This is a genomic window from Pseudomonas sp. C2B4 (assembly GCF_013359695.1).
Lineage (GTDB): Bacteria > Pseudomonadota > Gammaproteobacteria > Pseudomonadales > Pseudomonadaceae > Aquipseudomonas.
Genome location: NZ_JABFMU010000060.1, coordinates 1 through 15,872, shown reverse-complemented (window position 1 = coordinate 15,872; position 15,872 = coordinate 1). Strand labels below are relative to the sequence as shown.

General features: G+C 59.4%; 15 protein-coding genes. 6 read left to right on the top strand and 9 right to left on the bottom strand.

Features of this window, described 5'->3' with window-relative positions; genetic code table 11:
- Window positions 1-12 precede the first annotated feature (12 nt).
- Window positions 13-1,209, top strand: a complete 1,197-nt coding sequence (locus HNQ83_RS26115) for a multidrug effflux MFS transporter (protein WP_175391668.1) — start codon at window positions 13-15, stop codon at window positions 1,207-1,209.
- Between the two features lie 8 nt (window positions 1,210-1,217).
- On the opposite strand, the gene HNQ83_RS26110 is transcribed toward HNQ83_RS26115, so the two are convergent.
- The 3 genes from HNQ83_RS26110 to HNQ83_RS26100 all read right to left on the bottom strand — a co-directional run bounded on the left by HNQ83_RS26110 (window position 1,218) and on the right by HNQ83_RS26100 (window position 2,917).
- Complete coding sequence (locus HNQ83_RS26110; protein ID WP_175391666.1) at window positions 1,218-1,388, bottom strand: hypothetical protein; 171 nt, start codon at window positions 1,386-1,388, stop codon at window positions 1,218-1,220.
- 191 nt (window positions 1,389-1,579) lie between these two features.
- Window positions 1,580-2,593: a zinc-binding alcohol dehydrogenase family protein gene (locus tag HNQ83_RS26105; RefSeq protein ID WP_175391665.1), complete on the bottom strand. Its 1,014-nt coding sequence runs from the start codon at window positions 2,591-2,593 to the stop codon at window positions 1,580-1,582.
- 30 nt (window positions 2,594-2,623) lie between these two features.
- A complete protein-coding gene (locus HNQ83_RS26100) occupies window positions 2,624-2,917 on the bottom strand; it encodes a putative quinol monooxygenase (RefSeq protein ID WP_175391663.1) in 294 nt (97 codons plus the stop codon).
- 117 nt (window positions 2,918-3,034) lie between these two features.
- Here HNQ83_RS26100 and HNQ83_RS26095 point away from each other — a divergent pair, with 117 nt between their 5' ends.
- Together HNQ83_RS26095 and HNQ83_RS26090 are read left to right on the top strand one after the other, a co-directional pair.
- Window positions 3,035-3,964: a LysR family transcriptional regulator gene (locus tag HNQ83_RS26095; protein ID WP_175391662.1), complete on the top strand. Its 930-nt coding sequence runs from the start codon at window positions 3,035-3,037 to the stop codon at window positions 3,962-3,964.
- Between the two features lie 303 nt (window positions 3,965-4,267).
- The gene (locus HNQ83_RS26090; protein ID WP_175391660.1) at window positions 4,268-5,002 is read left to right on the top strand and encodes a helix-turn-helix transcriptional regulator; all 735 of its coding nucleotides are present in this window, start codon (window positions 4,268-4,270) and stop codon (window positions 5,000-5,002) included.
- A gap of 149 nt (window positions 5,003-5,151) precedes the next feature.
- Here the strand turns inward: HNQ83_RS26090 and HNQ83_RS26085 are convergent, their stop codons facing one another.
- Window positions 5,152-6,105, bottom strand: coding sequence for an adenosine deaminase (locus HNQ83_RS26085; protein ID WP_175391658.1), 954 nt, complete (start codon window positions 6,103-6,105; stop codon window positions 5,152-5,154).
- 178 nt (window positions 6,106-6,283) lie between these two features.
- Between HNQ83_RS26085 and HNQ83_RS26080 the strand changes: the two genes are divergently transcribed.
- The gene (locus HNQ83_RS26080) at window positions 6,284-7,375 is read left to right on the top strand and encodes a calcium:proton antiporter (RefSeq protein WP_175391656.1); all 1,092 of its coding nucleotides are present in this window, start codon (window positions 6,284-6,286) and stop codon (window positions 7,373-7,375) included.
- Window positions 7,376-7,498: 123 nt separating this feature from the next.
- Here HNQ83_RS26080 and HNQ83_RS26075 read toward each other — a convergent pair whose 3' ends face one another.
- From HNQ83_RS26075 to HNQ83_RS26055, 5 genes are all read right to left on the bottom strand, one after another.
- A complete protein-coding gene (locus HNQ83_RS26075) occupies window positions 7,499-8,857 on the bottom strand; it encodes an 8-oxoguanine deaminase (RefSeq protein WP_175391654.1) in 1,359 nt (452 codons plus the stop codon).
- 270 nt (window positions 8,858-9,127) lie between these two features.
- Window positions 9,128-9,814: an SDR family oxidoreductase gene (locus HNQ83_RS26070; protein WP_175391652.1), complete on the bottom strand. Its 687-nt coding sequence runs from the start codon at window positions 9,812-9,814 to the stop codon at window positions 9,128-9,130.
- 520 nt (window positions 9,815-10,334) lie between these two features.
- Window positions 10,335-10,916: a YigZ family protein gene (locus HNQ83_RS26065; protein WP_175391651.1), complete on the bottom strand. Its 582-nt coding sequence runs from the start codon at window positions 10,914-10,916 to the stop codon at window positions 10,335-10,337.
- 7 nt (window positions 10,917-10,923) lie between these two features.
- Complete coding sequence (locus tag HNQ83_RS26060; RefSeq protein ID WP_175391649.1) at window positions 10,924-11,574, bottom strand: TetR/AcrR family transcriptional regulator; 651 nt, start codon at window positions 11,572-11,574, stop codon at window positions 10,924-10,926.
- 100 nt (window positions 11,575-11,674) lie between these two features.
- Complete coding sequence (locus tag HNQ83_RS26055; RefSeq protein ID WP_175391648.1) at window positions 11,675-12,595, bottom strand: LysR family transcriptional regulator; 921 nt, start codon at window positions 12,593-12,595, stop codon at window positions 11,675-11,677.
- Between the two features lie 139 nt (window positions 12,596-12,734).
- On the opposite strand from HNQ83_RS26055, the gene HNQ83_RS26050 reads away from it, so the two are divergent.
- Together HNQ83_RS26050 and HNQ83_RS26045 are read left to right on the top strand one after the other, a co-directional pair.
- Window positions 12,735-14,084, top strand: a complete 1,350-nt coding sequence (locus HNQ83_RS26050) for an aspartate aminotransferase family protein (protein ID WP_095191985.1) — start codon at window positions 12,735-12,737, stop codon at window positions 14,082-14,084.
- Window positions 14,085-14,147: 63 nt separating this feature from the next.
- A complete protein-coding gene (locus tag HNQ83_RS26045; protein WP_175391646.1) occupies window positions 14,148-15,641 on the top strand; it encodes a CoA-acylating methylmalonate-semialdehyde dehydrogenase in 1,494 nt (497 codons plus the stop codon).
- The last annotated feature ends 231 nt before the right edge of the window (window positions 15,642-15,872 follow it).

Here is a 15,872-nt window from a genome sequence, read left to right as displayed (position 1 = left end):
ACTGGATGCCTGATGAACTTCCGTACCATTCTGATTCTCGGCGCCTTGAGCGCTTTCGGTCCGCTGGCGATCGATTTCTATTTGCCGGCGTTCCCGGCGATGGCGCTGGCCTTCGGTACGGACGAAAAACACGTTCAATTGACGTTGGCGGCGTACTTCCTTGGCTTGTCCATTGGTCAACTGGCTTACGGGCCGGTGGCGGATCGTTTCGGACGACGCATTCCGTTGTTGACCGGTGTCGGGCTGTTTACCGCGGCTTCGTTGGCGTGCGCCTATGCACCGAACCTCGAATGGCTGATCGCGGCACGATTCGTCCAGGCGCTGGGCGGTTGTGCGGGGATGGTGATTTCCCGGGCGGTGGTCAGCGATAAATGCGATGCGGTGGGGTCGGCCAAGGTCTTTTCGCAATTGATGCTGGTGATGGGGCTGGCGCCGATTCTCGCGCCGATGCTGGGTGGCTTGCTGGTCAATACCACCGGTTGGCAGTCGATCTTCCTGGTGTTGACCGGTTTCAGTGCCTTGGCGGGATTGGCCGTTGCCCTCGGTTTGCCGGAAAGCATGCCCGCCCATGTTCCACGTCAACCCTTGTCGGGGGCATTGCGTCAGTACGGTCGTCTGTTGAAGGACCCGGTGTACCTCGGTCACGCGCTGACCGGAGGCATCGCCATCGCCGGAATGTTTTCCTACATTGCCGGTTCACCGTTCGTCTTCATCAAGCTCTATGGCGTCCCGGCGGAGCATTTTGGCTGGTTTTTCGGCGCCAATGCCGCCGGTTTCATTCTGGTGGCCCAGATCAATGCACGGCTGTTGGCCAGGCGTGGGCCGGCCTTCCTGCTCGCACGTGCCGTGTGGGTTTACCTCGGTGCCGGCCTGGCCCTGCTTGCCGTCAGCGCAATGCATACCGCGCAACTGTGGCCGTTGCTGATTCCGCTGTTCGTCTGCATCGCCAGCCTCGGTTGCATCATTCCCAACGCTTCGGCCTGTGCGATGAATGGCCAGGGCGCTCGGGCCGGCAGTGCTTCGGCGATGCTCGGTTGCCTACAGTTCAGCGTGGCGGCCGGCGCCGCCGCACTGGTGGGCGTTTTGCACGATGGCAGCGCCATGCCGATGGCCATGGTCATCAGCCTGTGCGGAACTCTGGTGGTGAGCGTGGCGATGCTCACCCGGCGTTTGCAAAATGCCCGGGCACTGGCGCAAGCCCAGGTTTAAGGACGGACTCAGCCAACAGCGCGCTGCTGACGGTCGGGAATGTGATGGGGCGCGTGCAGGCGCGCTTCGAGGGTATTGGTAAAGGCGCGAGCTTCGGCTTCGCTGCGGAAAGTCACCGCATGTTGGTCCAGGCGGACCTGCCACTGGGATTTTGCCAATTCTTTTATCAGGATCTTCATTACTGACCTCCTCATGTAAAAGATTGTCTCGCAGAGGCTTCGATTGTAGTCCTGAATACGATCGCCATTGTGACAAGGGACAACTGTCGGACTGACGGTTTGTAACAAAAAAATATCGCGGTTTGACGGGGCGTTCGCACGGCAAAAAAAGCAGGAGCCAGCGAAGGTTCGCCAGCTCCTTATACAGCGTATTAGAAGCCTTCCAGCACAATCTTGCCCTTGGATTTACCGCTTTCCAGCAGGGCATGGGCACGACGCAGATTGGCCGCATTGATGGTGCCGAAGTGCTCGCCGACCGTGGTTTTCAACGTCCCGGCATCGATCAGGCGCGCCACGCGATTGAGCAGGTTGTGCTGTTCAATCATGTCCGCGGTTTCGAACAGCGAGCGGGTGTACATGAACTCCCAGTGCAGCGACAGGCTCTTGCGCTTGAGCTTGGTGATGTCCAGGGTTTTCGGGTCATCGATCAGGGCGAGTTTGCCTTGTGGCGCCAGCGCTTCGACCAGTTGGTCCAGGTGTTGATCGGTCTGGGTCAGACTGGCGACGTGGGTGACTTGCTGGATGCCCGCACGCTTGAGCGCTTCACTGAGTGGCTGGCTGTGATCGATCACTTGATCGGCACCCAGTTCCTTCACCCAGCTTTGGGTTTGCGGACGTGAAGCGGTACCGATGACGTTCAGCGCGGTGAGCTGTTTTGCCAATTGCGTGAGGATCGAACCGACACCGCCGGCGGCGCCGACGATCAGCAGGCTCTGGCCTTCATCGGTTTTGCCTTCCCGTATTTGCAAGCGCTCAAAGAGCAATTCCCACGCCGTGATCGCGGTCAAAGGCAGGGCGGCGGCTTCGGCAAAACCAAGGGTATTGGGCATGTGCCCGACGATTCGCTCATCCACCACATGCAGTTCGCTGTTGGCGCCAGCGCGGGCGATGGAACCGGCGTAGAACACCTTGTCGCCGGCCTTGAACAGCGTCACGTCACTGCCGACAGCCTTGACCACGCCGGCCACGTCCCAGCCCAGCACTTTTGCAGCGCCACCTTCTGGCTGGACGTTCTGGCGGACCTTGGTGTCCACCGGGTTGACCGAGATCGCCTTGACCTCCACCAACAAATCGCGAGGCCCGGCAACCGGTTCCGGCAGTTCGATGTCTTGCAGGGATTTTTCGTCGCTGATTGGCAGGGACGCGTAATAGGCAATGGCTTTCATCGATGACTCCGAAAATAGATAGAAGAAAAATCAGGCGAGGGTGCGCAGGCGCTTGAGCTCGAAGTGTTCGAGAAAGTCACCGGCCTTGGCGCGGAAGTTCTGGATATGCGCACTGTCGTCGTGGGCCTGCAGGGCTTCATCGCTGCTCCAGTGTTCGATCATGTAGAAGGCCAGTGGATTGGCCAGGTCCTGATGCAAGTCGTATTGCCCGCAACCGGCTTCGGCGCGAGTGGGTTCCACCAGCGCCCGCAGGTGTTGTTCAAGGGCATCCTGCTGGCCGGGTTTGGCGATGAGGGTGGCGATAGCGGTAAAGGGTTGGGACATCGGTGACTCCGGATACGGGCTGATTTCGATGGGCAGATGATTGGCTATTTCTCTCGAAGATAAAACCCGCTAAAAGAGCAGTCTCTTTCAATGTTTTTTTGATAATCGGAGCTTCCGATGCTGCGTTTCGATGACTTGCAATTGTTCGTGCGGGCGGCAGACCTGGGGAGTCTGTCGGCGGCCGCGCGGGGTATGGACATGTCGGCGGCGGTCGCCAGCGCCGCGTTAAAACGCATCGAACAGCAACTTGGCGCGCGCTTGCTCGCCCGCTCGACACGCAGCCTGCGCCTGACCGCGGAGGGCGAAGGCTTTCTTGAATATGCCCGTGCAGCCTTGAGTAACCTCGACGAGGGCCGGCGTTTATTGGCCAGAGGTCAGGATCAGGTCAGCGGCGTGTTGCAGTTGTCGGCGCCTTCGGACTTTGGCCGCAATTTGCTGCTGCCCTGGCTGGACGAGTTTCAACGCGAGCACCCCAAGCTCACTGTGCGCCTGTTGCTGGGTGACCGTATCGCCGACCTGTTCCGCCAACCGGTGGACATCGCATTGCGCTACGGCGAGCCGGAAGATTCCAGCCTGGTGGCATTGCCCATCGCGCCGCAGAACCGTCGCGTGCTCTGTGCAGCGCCGAGTTACCTGGCTCGACACGGCGAGCCGCGGCAATTGGAGCAGTTGGCGCAGCACAATTGCCTGCTATTCATGCTTGGTAGCCGGGTCCACGATCACTGGAGTTTCCACGACGGCAAGCGCGAGGTCGGCCTGACCGTCAGCGGTGATCGTTTCAGTGACGACGCCGATGTCGTGCGACTGTGGGCCGTGGCGGGTGCCGGGATCGCCTACAAGTCCTGGCTCGATGTGGCCGACGATGTGCTCGCCGGTCGATTGAAAGTGCTGATGCCGGAACTGCTCTGTGAGCGCGCACCGCTGAATTTGTTGTGCGCTCATCGCGCACAATTGAGTAAGCCGGTGAACCTGTTGCGGGAAATGCTTGCCAGCCGATGCGCCCGGTTGAGCAGTCATTTTCCGGGGTCCTCGGGAATCGCTCATTAGTCGCAGGTAAAAAGAGAAATTTCCCTCAGGAACTATCACCACCAAGGGTTTGCGCAGGGCAGGAACCGGCGACCAACCCGCCTATACTAGCGCTCGCCTCATGTACGCAGCGTCACTCGCAATAGCGTCGCCACGCTGGATTCGGCCTTGTCCCTTACCCATCGCCGGACCTCTGTAATCATTGCCAAGGGATGGCCGAGGACTTTGTCGGGTTCATGGCGGTTTCATGTCTTGGCCGACGGCACATTACTGGTCAAGATGTCTCTGAGCAGTAGACGAAACGATTCAACAGGGAGTGAATTCATGGAACATGCACCTTGCATCAGCCAGATAGCCACCTTGCTGGCTGACCCAAAGCGCAGCGCAATGATGTGGGCCTTGATGGACGGCACCGCGCGTCAAGCCGAAGAACTGGCCCTGTTGGCCGGACTGTCACCGTCTTCGGCCAGCGCTCACCTGGGGCGATTGTCCACCGGCGGTCTGTTGAAAGTCGAAACCCGGGGACGCAAGCGCTTCTTCCGCCTGGCGGCACCCGAAGTCGGTGCTGCGATCGAAGCATTGGCCAGCGCTACGCTGGCCAGCACGCCCCGGGAAACCCCGGATATTTTCAAGCACTGCACCCCCCTCGCCAAACCTGCGGTCAGGCACTCGTCTTTGTTGCGTGCCCGCCTGTGCGACGATCATCTGGGCGGCACCCTGGCGGCGGATCTGTACCAGCGTTTGCTGGACGCGGGCTGGATCGAACAGTTCGATCAGCGTGTCTCGATCACCCTCAAGGGGTCCACCGAATTGGCGGTGCGTGGTGTGTTCATCCAGGCGCTGGCCCATCGCAATGGCAAGTCGGCGTGTGCGTGTCCTGACTGGAGCGAAAGACGCCCGCACATGGGCGGGGCACTGGGGGCGGCGTTATTGCAGCTGTTCATGCAGTCCGGCTGGTTGAGCCTGCCCAACGATTCGCGGGCCTTGCAGGTCACCCCTTCCGGGCAACGCGAGATCCACCGGTTCGCCAAGGAGACCGAGCTGGAGATGGCGTTGTAAGGAAGGTTACACAAGATGCTGGCGGGTGAACGCCGATCAAAATGTGGGAGCGGGCTTGCTCGCGAAGAGGGAGTGTCAGTCGACATCAATGTTGAATGACACACCGCATTCGCGAGCAAGCCCGCTCCCACATTGGATCTTCAGTGGTCCTACGGTTTTACCAACCGCGCATCCAGGCTGTTCTGCGCCAGTCGTTTGGCCTGATCCTGGGTCATCCCCAGATCGGTATACAGCGCATGGAAGTTCTCGGTGACGTAACCGCCGAAGTACGCCGGGTCATCCGAGTTCACAGTCACTTTCACGCCACGCTCGAGCATGTCGAGAATGTTGTGCTGGGACATGTGATCGAACACGCAAAGCTTGGTGTTGGACAACGGGCACACGGTCAGCGGGATCTGCTCATCGATGATGCGCTGCATCAAACGCTCGTCTTCGATGGCGCGTACGCCATGGTCGATGCGCTGGATTTTCAGCAGGTCGAGGGCTTCCCAGATGTACTCGGGCGGGCCTTCTTCGCCGGCGTGGGCGACGGTCAGGAAACCTTCGCCGCGAGCACGATCGAACACACGCTGGAACTTGCTCGGTGGATGCCCCATCTCGGAACTGTCCAGGCCGACCGCGACAAACGCATCTCGGAATGGCAGCGCCTGGTCGAGGGTTTTCTGTGCCTGTTCTTCGCTCAAGTGACGCAGGAAGCTCAGGATCAGACCGCTGGTGATGCCCAGTTGCTGTTCGCCATCCTTCAAGGCGGCGGCGATGCCATTGAGCACCACTTCGAACGGGACGCCACGGTCGGTATGGGTCTGCGGGTCGAAGAACGGTTCGGTATGAATCACATTCTGTTCTTTGCAGCGCAGCAGATAAGCCCAGGTCAGGTCATAGAAATCCTGGGAGGTGCGCAGCACGTCGGCGCCCTGGTAATACAGGTCGAGAAACTCTTGCAGATTGTTGAAGGCGTAAGCCTTGCGCAGGGTTTCAACATCGCTCCACGGCAGGGCGATCTTGTTGCGTTCGGCCAGGGCGAACAGCAGCTCGGGTTCCAGCGAACCTTCCAGGTGCAAGTGCAGTTCTGCCTTGGGCAGGGCGTTCAGCCAGTCATACATATTCTTTTCTCATCAGGTGCAGATGACGGGCATTCTACAGCGCCCAGTGGAAACAATTGGCAAAACCTGACCGGAAGGTTCATTGCGTCGACCTGGACGCAACTCCCGGTGCGCTAAGGTGTAACGAAACATTAGCCCACACTGCAGTCAGTCGCTTATCCACAGCAAAAGGCCGGCCATGCTCACGATCCTCAAGCAAGAAACCTTTCTGCTGTTGGCGCTGATCGCCGCCGTGGTTGCCTTCGCGCTTGAGCACTGGCTGTTGCACAGCGGGCAGACGATTGCGCTGAGCGCCGGGTTGGTGCTGATTGCGTTCATCGTCGCAGCCTCCATGCGCGTCGCCCACCAGGCCGAGTTGCTGGCGGAAAAGGTGGGTGACCCCTACGGCACGATGATCCTGACTCTGGCTGCTGTGCTGGTGGAAGTGGTGATCCTGGCGATCATGATGAGCAACGAAGCCTCAAAGACACTGGTGCGCGACACGATCTATTCGGCAGTGATGCTCGACATCAACGGAATCCTCGGGCTGGCGGCGTTGATGGGCGGGCTCAAACATGGTGAACAGTCCTACAACGATGACTCGGCACGCAGTTACAGTGTGATGATTCTCACCGCCATGGGGGTGTCGATGGTGGTGCCCGAGTTCATTCCCGAAACCGACTGGAAGCTGTATTCGGCGTTCACCATCGGTGCGATGGTGGTGCTTTATGCCTTGTTCCTGCGCATGCAGGTTGGTCCGCACAGTTACTTTTTCAGTTACAACTATCCGGACAAGCGCCGCAAGAAGGAACCGCAGGAAGCAGAGCCGGCACCGATCAGCCTGGCGTTGTCGATCGGTATTCTGGTGTTCGGGGTGGTGGTGATTGGCGCATTGGCCGAAGTGATGTCCAAGACCCTCGATCTGGGGCTGGATGGAACGGGCGCACCGCCGGTGGTCACGGCGATCCTGGTGGCGGCGATCTCCGCAGCGCCGGAAATTCTGACCGCATTGCGCGCGGCGCTGGCCAATCGCATGCAGTCGGTGGTCAACATCGCGTTGGGCGCGTCGCTGTCGACAGTGATCCTCACGGTGCCGGTGATGGAAGCGATGGCGCTCTACACCGGTCAGCCCTTCCAGATGGCGATGACCCCGGTGCAGTCGGTGATGATCTTCATCACCCTGATCGTCAGCGCAATCAATCTCAACGATGGCGAAACCAACGCCATCGAAGGGATGACTCACTTTGTGCTGTTTGCGACGTTCATCATGTTGTCGCTTCTCGGACTTTGAACCCCACAAGTCCCCTGTGGGAGCGGGCTTGCTCGCGAAGGAGGCGTGTCAGTCAACATTGATGCCGGCTGACACTCCGCATTCGCGAGCAGGCTCGCTCCCACATTTTTGATTTGTGTTGTGTCAGGTGCCTGCGATCAACTGCCGAGCCGCCTGGCTGTGATCGGCAATCAAGCCCTTCAGGTCCAACCCTTCAACCTGCCCGTCAATCACTCGCCACTTGCCACCCACCATCACCCGATCCGCGCGGTCCGCACCGCACAACAGCAGCGCCGACACCGGGTCATGGCTGCCGGAGAAACGCAGCTCATCGAGTTTGAACAAAGCCAGGTCAGCCTGTTTGCCCACCGCGAGTTCACCGATATCGGTGCGACCGAGCAACTGCGCCGAACCTCGGGTGGCCCAACCCAGCACACGTTCCGGGGTGATCTTCTCGGCACCGTAACGCAGGCGCTGGATGTACAAAGCCTGCCGCGCTTCAAGGATCATGTTCGATGCGTCGTTGGAAGCCGAGCCGTCCACGCCCAGGCCCAGCGGCGCCCCGGCGTCGGTCAGTTCGATGCTCGGACAGATACCGGAAGCCAGGCGCATGTTCGAGCTTGGGCAATGGCAGATTCCGGTGCCGGCGGCGCCGAGGCGGGCGATTTCATCCGGGTTGAAGTGAATGCCGTGGGCCAGCCAGGTGCGCGGGCCGAGCCAACCGACGCTGTCCAGATAATCCACGGTGCGCAGACCGAAGCGTTGCAGGCAAAAGTCTTCTTCGTCGAGGGTTTCGGCCAGGTGCGTGTGCAGGCGCACATCGAGTTTGTTCGCCAGTTCGGCACTGGCGGACATGATTTCTGGCGTCACCGAAAACGGCGAGCAGGGCGCCAGGGCAATCTGGATTTGCGCGCCGTCACCGCGCTGGTGGTACTCGGCGATCAAGCGCTGACTGTCGTCGAGGATCACCTGCCCTTCCTGCACGGTCTGCTGCGGCGGCAGGCCACCGTCCTTCTCGCCGAGGCTCATCGAGCCGCGGGTCAACATGGCGCGCATGCCCAGTTCGCGAACACTCTCGACTTGTACGTCGATGGCGTTTTCCAAACCATCGGGGAACAGGTAATGGTGATCAGCAGCGGTGGTGCAGCCGGACAGCAACAACTCGGCCAGCGCGACTTTAGTGGCGAGGGCCAGTTTTTCAGGGGTGAGGCGCGCCCAGACCGGGTACAAGGTCTTCAGCCACGGGAACAACGGCTGGTTGACCACCGGCGCCCAGGCGCGGGTCAGGGTTTGATAGAAGTGGTGATGGGTATTGATCAGCCCTGGCAGGATCACGTGCTCGCGGGCATCGAAGACTTGTCCACAGGGTGCGGACGGTTGCTGGCCTGCGCCGAGCACTTCGACGATCACTCCATCTTGCAGCACCAGGCCGCCACGGGCATCGAGACCGTTGGCCGTGAAAATGGCGAGGGGATTTTTTAACCAGGTACGGGTCGCAGGCATGTTGGCCGGCTCCTCTGAAAGTTGGGTTCAGGGTTGCCAGCTCAGTGTTGCCCTGTCTGCTGATCCAGGGTCGCCGGGGAGGCGAGGTGCGAAGTGTCGAACAAAATGGCGTTACGGGCAAGCCCGACCCGACAGGACAGCGAGGAACCCTTTGTGGAATGAACCCTTGTGGGAGCGAGCCTGCTCGCGAAGGAGCCTTAACATTCAACATCAATGCCAAATGACACACCGTCTTCGCGAGCAGGCTCGCTCCCACAAAGGAATCAGGGCTTACCAGGGAATGGTCTCACCCCGGTAATTCACAAAATGATGACCACCCTTGCCGACATACGCATTGACCTGATCAACCAACCCGCGAGTACTGGTTTCCACGTCGATATCGGCGCCTTCGCCGCCCATGTCGGTTTTCACCCAGCCGGGATGCAGCGACAGCACGGTGAGTTTCTGTTCGCCCAGTTGTGTGACGAAGCTGTTGGTCATGGAGTTCAGCGCGGCCTTGCTGGCCTTGTACAGCGCCAGTTCCGGTGCGTCGGGCATGGTCACGCTGCCGAGCACCGAACTCATGAATGCCAGTACACCGGTCTCTGGACGGATCTGCCCAACGAAGCGCTGGGCCAGGTTGATAGGGGCTACGGCGTTGGTGAAAAACAGTTGCCCGACCTCGGCCAGCGTCGCGCCGCCGGGTGTTTGTACGTCCGGCCCCTTGACCCCGGCATTCACGAACAGCAAGTCGAACACTTCACCCTTGAGTTGCTGGCTCAAGTCGATCACGGCTTGCTGATCATCCATGTCGAGTTTCTCGATCCGCACCTTGCCCAACGCCTGCAAGGCTTGGGCATTTTGCGGATTACGCACGGTGGCGGTCACTTGCCAACCATCGGCCAGCAGGGTTTTGACCAGGCCGAGGCCCAGCCCCCGGGAGGCGCCGATAATGAGTGCGGTTTTTGCCTTGGACATGTGTGGCTTCCTTAGTAAATGAGGATCACAGATTCAATGGACAGCGTTGGCGGGACCTATGCTGCAACGCCGGGTGCGAGGCGTCGAGTCCATTGTTGGGTCATTCGAAAGTAGACCGGCACCACTTGAGGGCGAAGCCGATCATCAGGCGCCACTATTTGCGTGCTGTTATTGGTCAAAAAATGAACAGTCTGGCGCGAGCCATGCCCGGCATGGGGCCGCGACAGGAATGAACGGGTTATCCACAGATTGCTCCACAGTATTTGTGCGCAAGCGCAAACGTCGGGCATAAGCACGGGGCGGCTATCTTCTAAAGGTGATAAACCAATCTAAGTATATGTTTTTACGTGGATTTTGTATTTTTTATGGTGTTTTGGACGAAAAGTGAGCAAAGGCCGCAAAGCCGCATGACAGAAGGGTTGCAGCGGTATGTACTCAGGTTATCCACAGTCGGGTACACAGCAGATGTGGGCAACTGTCGAGTGCATGGAAAAGGTGAGTGCCCCAAAAAATTGCAGCCTCAACGCTGCAATAGAATGCGCCCACGGCTCAAATCAGCCAGCTGCTTTTGCAGCAATTCAATATGCGTTTCACCCACCGCCAACTGCAATTCGACGCCATTGGCGGTGAAGTCTTCTTGCACCACCAGCCCACCGATGTCGGCGACTCGCAATTTCACCAGGGCCAGTTCACTGAACGTGCAGGCGCAACGCAATGGCACCCGGCTGATCAGTTCGATCTTGGGCGCCGCTTGCAGGCATTTGTTGGCGCCACCGCCATAGGCCCGCGCGAGTCCGCCGGTGCCCAGTTGGATGCCGCCATACCAGCGAATCACCAGCACCGCGACCTGATCGCAATCCTGCGCCTCGATCGCCGCCAGAATCGGTCGGCCCGCGGTGCCGCCAGGCTCACCGTCATCGGTGCTGCGATATTGGGCGCCGAGCTTCCACGCCCAGCAATTGTGCGTGGCGTTCAGGTCACTGTGCTGCTCGATGAATGCCTGGGCTTCAGCGGGACTGGTGATTGGCGCGGCGAAGGTAATGAAGCGGCTTTTTCGAATCTCTTCGCGGTATTCGCAAAAGTCGCTGAGGGTAAAAGGCATAAAAGTCTTAAATCGTTGGTGTCAGGCCGCAGCCCTTGAGAATGATACGGATCAGGTTGTTGCCGGCGTCTTCCATATCCTGCTTGGTCAACTTGGCGCGTCCGCTGACACGGCAAATCTGGGTGGCGAAGTCAGCGTAATGCTGGGTGCTGCCCCACAACAGAAAGATCAGGTTAACCGGATCGACCGGATCCATCTTGCCGGCATCAATCCAGGCTTGAAACACCGAGGCTCGGCCCTGGAACCACGTGCGGTAGTCCTGGTTGAAATACTCGGTCAGGCATTCGCCACCGCTGATGACCTCCATGGCGAAGACCCGCGAGGCTTGCGGCTGACGACGGGAAAATTCCATTTTGGCGCGGATGTAGCGGGTCAAGGCTTCGGCCGGATCATCTTCGGCCGTCAGCGTATTGAAGGTGCTGTCCCACAATTGAAGGATATTGCTCAACACCGCCACGTACAAACCGAGTTTGTTGGTGAAGTAGTAATGCAGGTTTGCTTTTGGCAATCCGGCATTCAGGGCGATGGTGTTCATGCTGGTGCCTTTGAACCCATGACGGGCGAATTCGTCTTCGGCGGCTTTGATGATGGTCTCTTCGTTCTTCTGACGAATGCGGCTGGCAGGTTTGCCGCCGTGAGCGGGGACTTCAAAGGTCATGGGCGCTTCCGATCAGGTGGGTGGGGCGGGCCATTGCGTTGATATCGCACCCTCGGGTTTCAAACAAGACCCCGCGGGATAAAACCTTCGACGCAGTGGGCTATCGCGTCGCCGCCAGGCTCTCCAGAAAGCTTTCCAGTACCAAATGTGGCCGACGGCCCTTGCGCGTGACCGAGGCGAGGCTCAAGTCATAGAAGCGCGTTTTTGGTTTCAGCGCACGCAAGCGGCCTTGCTGAACCCAAAGACTGGCGTAGTGATCCGGCAGGTAACCGATGTAACGCCCGGTGAGAATCAGGAACGCCATGCCTTCGCGGTCCGAGGCGCTGGCGGTGCAATTGAGCACCTGGTAATGGGCCTGGATTTCCGCCGGCAAACGGAAGGTCGGAGCAATGGCGTCCTGGCTGTTGAGGCGCGCATCATCCAACTGTTTGTCATCGACATAAAACAGCGGGTGGCCAACCGCGCAATACAGCAGTGAGCGTTCGCTGTAGAGCGGTTGATATTCCAGCCCGGACAGGGCGCTGGCCTGCGGCACCACGCCGACATGCAGGCGACCGTCGAGCACGCCTTGCTCCACTTCGTTGGGCGGGATCATGCGGATCTGAATCTGCACGTCCGGGCCACGTTCCTTGAGTTGTGCCAGGGCGTGGGTAATGCGCATGTGGGGCAGGGTGACCAGGTTGTCGGTCAGGCCGATGGTCAATTCGCCGCGCAAGTGCTGGTGCAGGCCGTTGACTTCGGTACGGAAACTTTCCAGCGCACTTAATAGCTGCAAAGCCGATTGATAAACCTCGCGACCTTCTTCTGTCAGGGAAAAACCGGCGCGGCCACGCTGGCACAGACGCAAGCCGAGACGCTGTTCCAGATCGCTCATTTGTTGGCTGATCGCGGAGCGACCAATGCCGAGCACGCTTTCGGCCGCGGAGAAACCACCGCATTCGACCACACTGCGAAAGATCCGCAGCAGGCGTATGTCGAAGTCGCTGACTTGCGCCAGTGGGTCGGGGCGGCGGCTGCTCATGTTCTTACTCGATAGTTTAGTCAATGGCTGACTGAAGGTTACAAAAGTTGGATTTCACCGACTTTATCTCCGTGGCAACTTAGCTGCAACTACGCTTTTCAATCCCTACGCCGCTTATTGCCTTGCGAGGTTTTTCCCCATGAACTTGCCTGAAAACGCCCCGACTTCTCTGGCCAGCCAGCTCAAGCTCGATGCGCACTGGATGCCGTACACCGCCAACCGCAACTTCCAGCGCGATCCACGTCTGATCGTGGGCGCCGAAGGCAGCTGGCTGATCGACGACAAGGGCCGCAAAGTCTATGACTCGCTGTCCGGTCTGTGGACCTGCGGTGCCGGTCACACCCGCAAGGAAATCCAGGAAGCGGTCGCCAAGCAACTGGGCACCCTCGATTACTCGCCAGGCTTCCAGTACGGTCACCCGCTGTCGTTCCAGTTGGCGGAAAAAATTACCGACTTGACGCCGGGCAACCTGAACCACGTGTTCTTCACCGACTCCGGCTCCGAGTGCGCCGACACCGCGGTGAAGATGGTGCGTGCTTACTGGCGCCTGAAAGGCCAGTCGACCAAGACCAAAATGATCGGTCGTGCCCGTGGCTACCATGGGGTGAACATCGCCGGTACCAGCCTGGGCGGCGTCAATGGCAACCGCAAACTGTTCGGCCAGGCGATGATGGACGTCGATCACCTGCCGCACACGCTGCTGGCGAGCAATGCCTACTCCCGTGGCATGCCGGAGCAGGGCGGCATCGCTCTCGCCGATGAGCTGCTCAAGTTGATCGAACTGCACGATGCTTCCAACATCGCCGCCGTGTTCGTCGAGCCATTGGCCGGTTCCGCTGGCGTGCTGGTTCCGCCACAGGGCTACCTCAAGCGTCTGCGCGAGATCTGCGATCAGCACAACATCCTGCTGGTGTTCGACGAAGTGATCACCGGTTTCGGCCGTACTGGCACTATGTTCGGTGCTACCACCTTTGGTGTGACCCCGGACTTGATGTGTATCGCCAAGCAAGTCACCAACGGTGCGATCCCGATGGGCGCGGTAATTGCCAGCTCCGAGATCTACCAGACCTTCATGAACCAGGCGACGCCTGAGTACGCGGTGGAATTCCCTCACGGTTACACCTATTCCGCCCACCCGGTGGCGTGCGCCGCGGGCCTGGCAGCACTCGACCTGCTGCAAAAGGAAAACCTGGTGCAGAGCGTGGCCGAAGTCGCGCCGCATTTCGAAAATGCACTGCACGGCCTGAAAGGCACGAAAAACATCATCGACATCCGCAACTACGGCCTGGCCGGTGCCATCCAGATCGCACCGCGTGATGGCGATGCCATCGTGCGTCCATTCGAGGCGGGCATGGCGCTGTGGAAAGCCGGATTCTACGTGCGCTTCGGCGGCGACACCCTGCAGTTCGGCCCAACCTTCAACAGCAAGCCGCAAGACCTTGATCGTCTGTTTGACGCGGTCGGCGAAGTGCTGAGCAAGATCGACTGATTTCTCCTTCTATATAGGGGCACCCGTCAACGGGTGCCTGTGGACAACTTTTCAGGAGCTTCCATGAGCGTTATTCCGCATTTGATCAATGGTGAACTGGTCACCGAAACCGGTCGTAGCGTCGACGTGTTCAACCCGTCCACCGGCCAGGCGATCCACAAACTGCCATTGGCCAGCCGTGAAACCATTCAACAAGCCATTGATGCAGCCAAAGCCGCGTTCCCTGCCTGGCGCAACACGCCTGCGGCCAAGCGTGCCCAGGTGATGTTTCGCTTCAAGCAATTGCTGGAGCAGAACGAAGCGCGTATTGCCCAACTGATCAGCGAAGAACACGGCAAGACCCTGGAAGACGCTGCCGGTGAACTGAAGCGCGGTATCGAGAACGTCGAGTTCGCTTGCGCGGCACCGGAAATCCTCAAGGGCGAATACAGCCGCAACGTCGGCCCGAACATCGATGCCTGGTCGGACTTCCAGCCGCTGGGCGTAGTGGCCGGTATTACACCGTTCAACTTCCCGGCCATGGTGCCGCTGTGGATGTATCCGCTGGCGATTGTTTGCGGCAACTGCTTCATCCTCAAGCCATCCGAGCGTGACCCAAGCTCGACATTGCTGATCGCGCAACTGCTGCTGGAAGCCGGTCTACCTAAAGGCGTACTGAGCGTGGTCCACGGTGACAAGGCTGCCGTGGACGCGTTGATCGAAGCGCCGGAAGTCAAGGCGCTGAGCTTCGTGGGGTCGACGCCGATTGCCGAATACATCTACGCCGAAGGCACCAAGCGCGGAAAGCGTGTCCAGGCACTGGGCGGGGCGAAAAACCATGCGGTGCTGATGCCGGATGCGGATCTGGATAACGCCGTCAGCGCTTTGATGGGTGCAGCTTACGGTTCCTGCGGGGAGCGCTGCATGGCGATCTCGGTGGCGGTCTGCGTGGGTGACCAGGTTGCCGACGCACTGGTGGCCAAGCTGACGCCGCAAATCAAGGCGCTGAAAATCGGCGCAGGTACTTCGTGCGGTCTGGACATGGGGCCTCTGGTCACCGGTCAGGCGCGCGACAAGGTCAGCGGTTATGTCGAAGACGGCGTGGCGGCAGGTGCGACCCTTGTGGTGGACGGTCGTGGTCTGAGCGTGGCCGGTCATGAGAACGGCTTCTTCCTCGGTGGCTGCCTGTTCGACAACGTCACCCCGGAAATGCGCATCTATAAAGAAGAGATCTTCGGGCCGGTACTGTGCGTCGTCCGGGTCAACAGCCTGGAAGAGGCGATGCAACTGATCAACGATCACGAGTATGGCAACGGCACCTGCATCTTCACCCGTGACGGCGAAGCGGCACGGTTGTTCTGCGATGAGATCGAGGTCGGCATGGTGGGTGTCAACGTACCGTTGCCGGTACCGGTGGCCTATCACAGCTTTGGCGGTTGGAAGCGCTCGCTGTTTGGCGATCTGCATGCTTACGGTCCGGATGGCGTGCGTTTCTACACCCGTCGCAAGGCCATCACTCAGCGCTGGCCGCAGCGCGCGAGCCATGAAGCTTCGCAGTTCGCATTCCCTAGCTTGTAAGTAGAAGGGAAGAAGGCCGGCCTTTATAGGCCGGCCTTCGCGTTTCTGGGGCTTTTTTGACCTATATGACAGATTTATGAAATTAGGTGTTGACGGCAGATTTCAGATGTCTATAATTCGCCCCACTTCCGGCGCAGTCGAAACGGAAAACTCCTTGATAAACAATGAGTTACGAGGTTTTCGACAGTGAGTTGCTTCAGGTCATCGAAGCCGAAAGGGAGTTGAAAAAGA

Coding starts and splice junctions, on each gene's coding strand:
- HNQ83_RS26050 (WP_095191985.1), top strand. CDS start 12,735: ATGAACTTGCCTGAAAACGCCCCGACTTCTCTGGCCAGCCAGCTCAAG.
- HNQ83_RS26110 (WP_175391666.1), bottom strand. CDS start 1,388: ATGAAGATCCTGATAAAAGAATTGGCAAAATCCCAGTGGCAGGTCCGC.
- HNQ83_RS26090 (WP_175391660.1), top strand. CDS start 4,268: ATGGAACATGCACCTTGCATCAGCCAGATAGCCACCTTGCTGGCTGAC.
- HNQ83_RS26105 (WP_175391665.1), bottom strand. CDS start 2,593: ATGAAAGCCATTGCCTATTACGCGTCCCTGCCAATCAGCGACGAAAAA.
- HNQ83_RS26060 (WP_175391649.1), bottom strand. CDS start 11,574: ATGACCTTTGAAGTCCCCGCTCACGGCGGCAAACCTGCCAGCCGCATT.
- HNQ83_RS26080 (WP_175391656.1), top strand. CDS start 6,284: ATGCTCACGATCCTCAAGCAAGAAACCTTTCTGCTGTTGGCGCTGATC.
- HNQ83_RS26055 (WP_175391648.1), bottom strand. CDS start 12,595: ATGAGCAGCCGCCGCCCCGACCCACTGGCGCAAGTCAGCGACTTCGAC.
- HNQ83_RS26085 (WP_175391658.1), bottom strand. CDS start 6,105: ATGTATGACTGGCTGAACGCCCTGCCCAAGGCAGAACTGCACTTGCAC.
- HNQ83_RS26075 (WP_175391654.1), bottom strand. CDS start 8,857: ATGCCTGCGACCCGTACCTGGTTAAAAAATCCCCTCGCCATTTTCACG.
- HNQ83_RS26095 (WP_175391662.1), top strand. CDS start 3,035: ATGCTGCGTTTCGATGACTTGCAATTGTTCGTGCGGGCGGCAGACCTG.
- HNQ83_RS26070 (WP_175391652.1), bottom strand. CDS start 9,814: ATGTCCAAGGCAAAAACCGCACTCATTATCGGCGCCTCCCGGGGGCTG.
- HNQ83_RS26100 (WP_175391663.1), bottom strand. CDS start 2,917: ATGTCCCAACCCTTTACCGCTATCGCCACCCTCATCGCCAAACCCGGC.
- HNQ83_RS26115 (WP_175391668.1), top strand. CDS start 13: ATGAACTTCCGTACCATTCTGATTCTCGGCGCCTTGAGCGCTTTCGGT.
- HNQ83_RS26045 (WP_175391646.1), top strand. CDS start 14,148: ATGAGCGTTATTCCGCATTTGATCAATGGTGAACTGGTCACCGAAACC.
- HNQ83_RS26065 (WP_175391651.1), bottom strand. CDS start 10,916: ATGCCTTTTACCCTCAGCGACTTTTGCGAATACCGCGAAGAGATTCGA.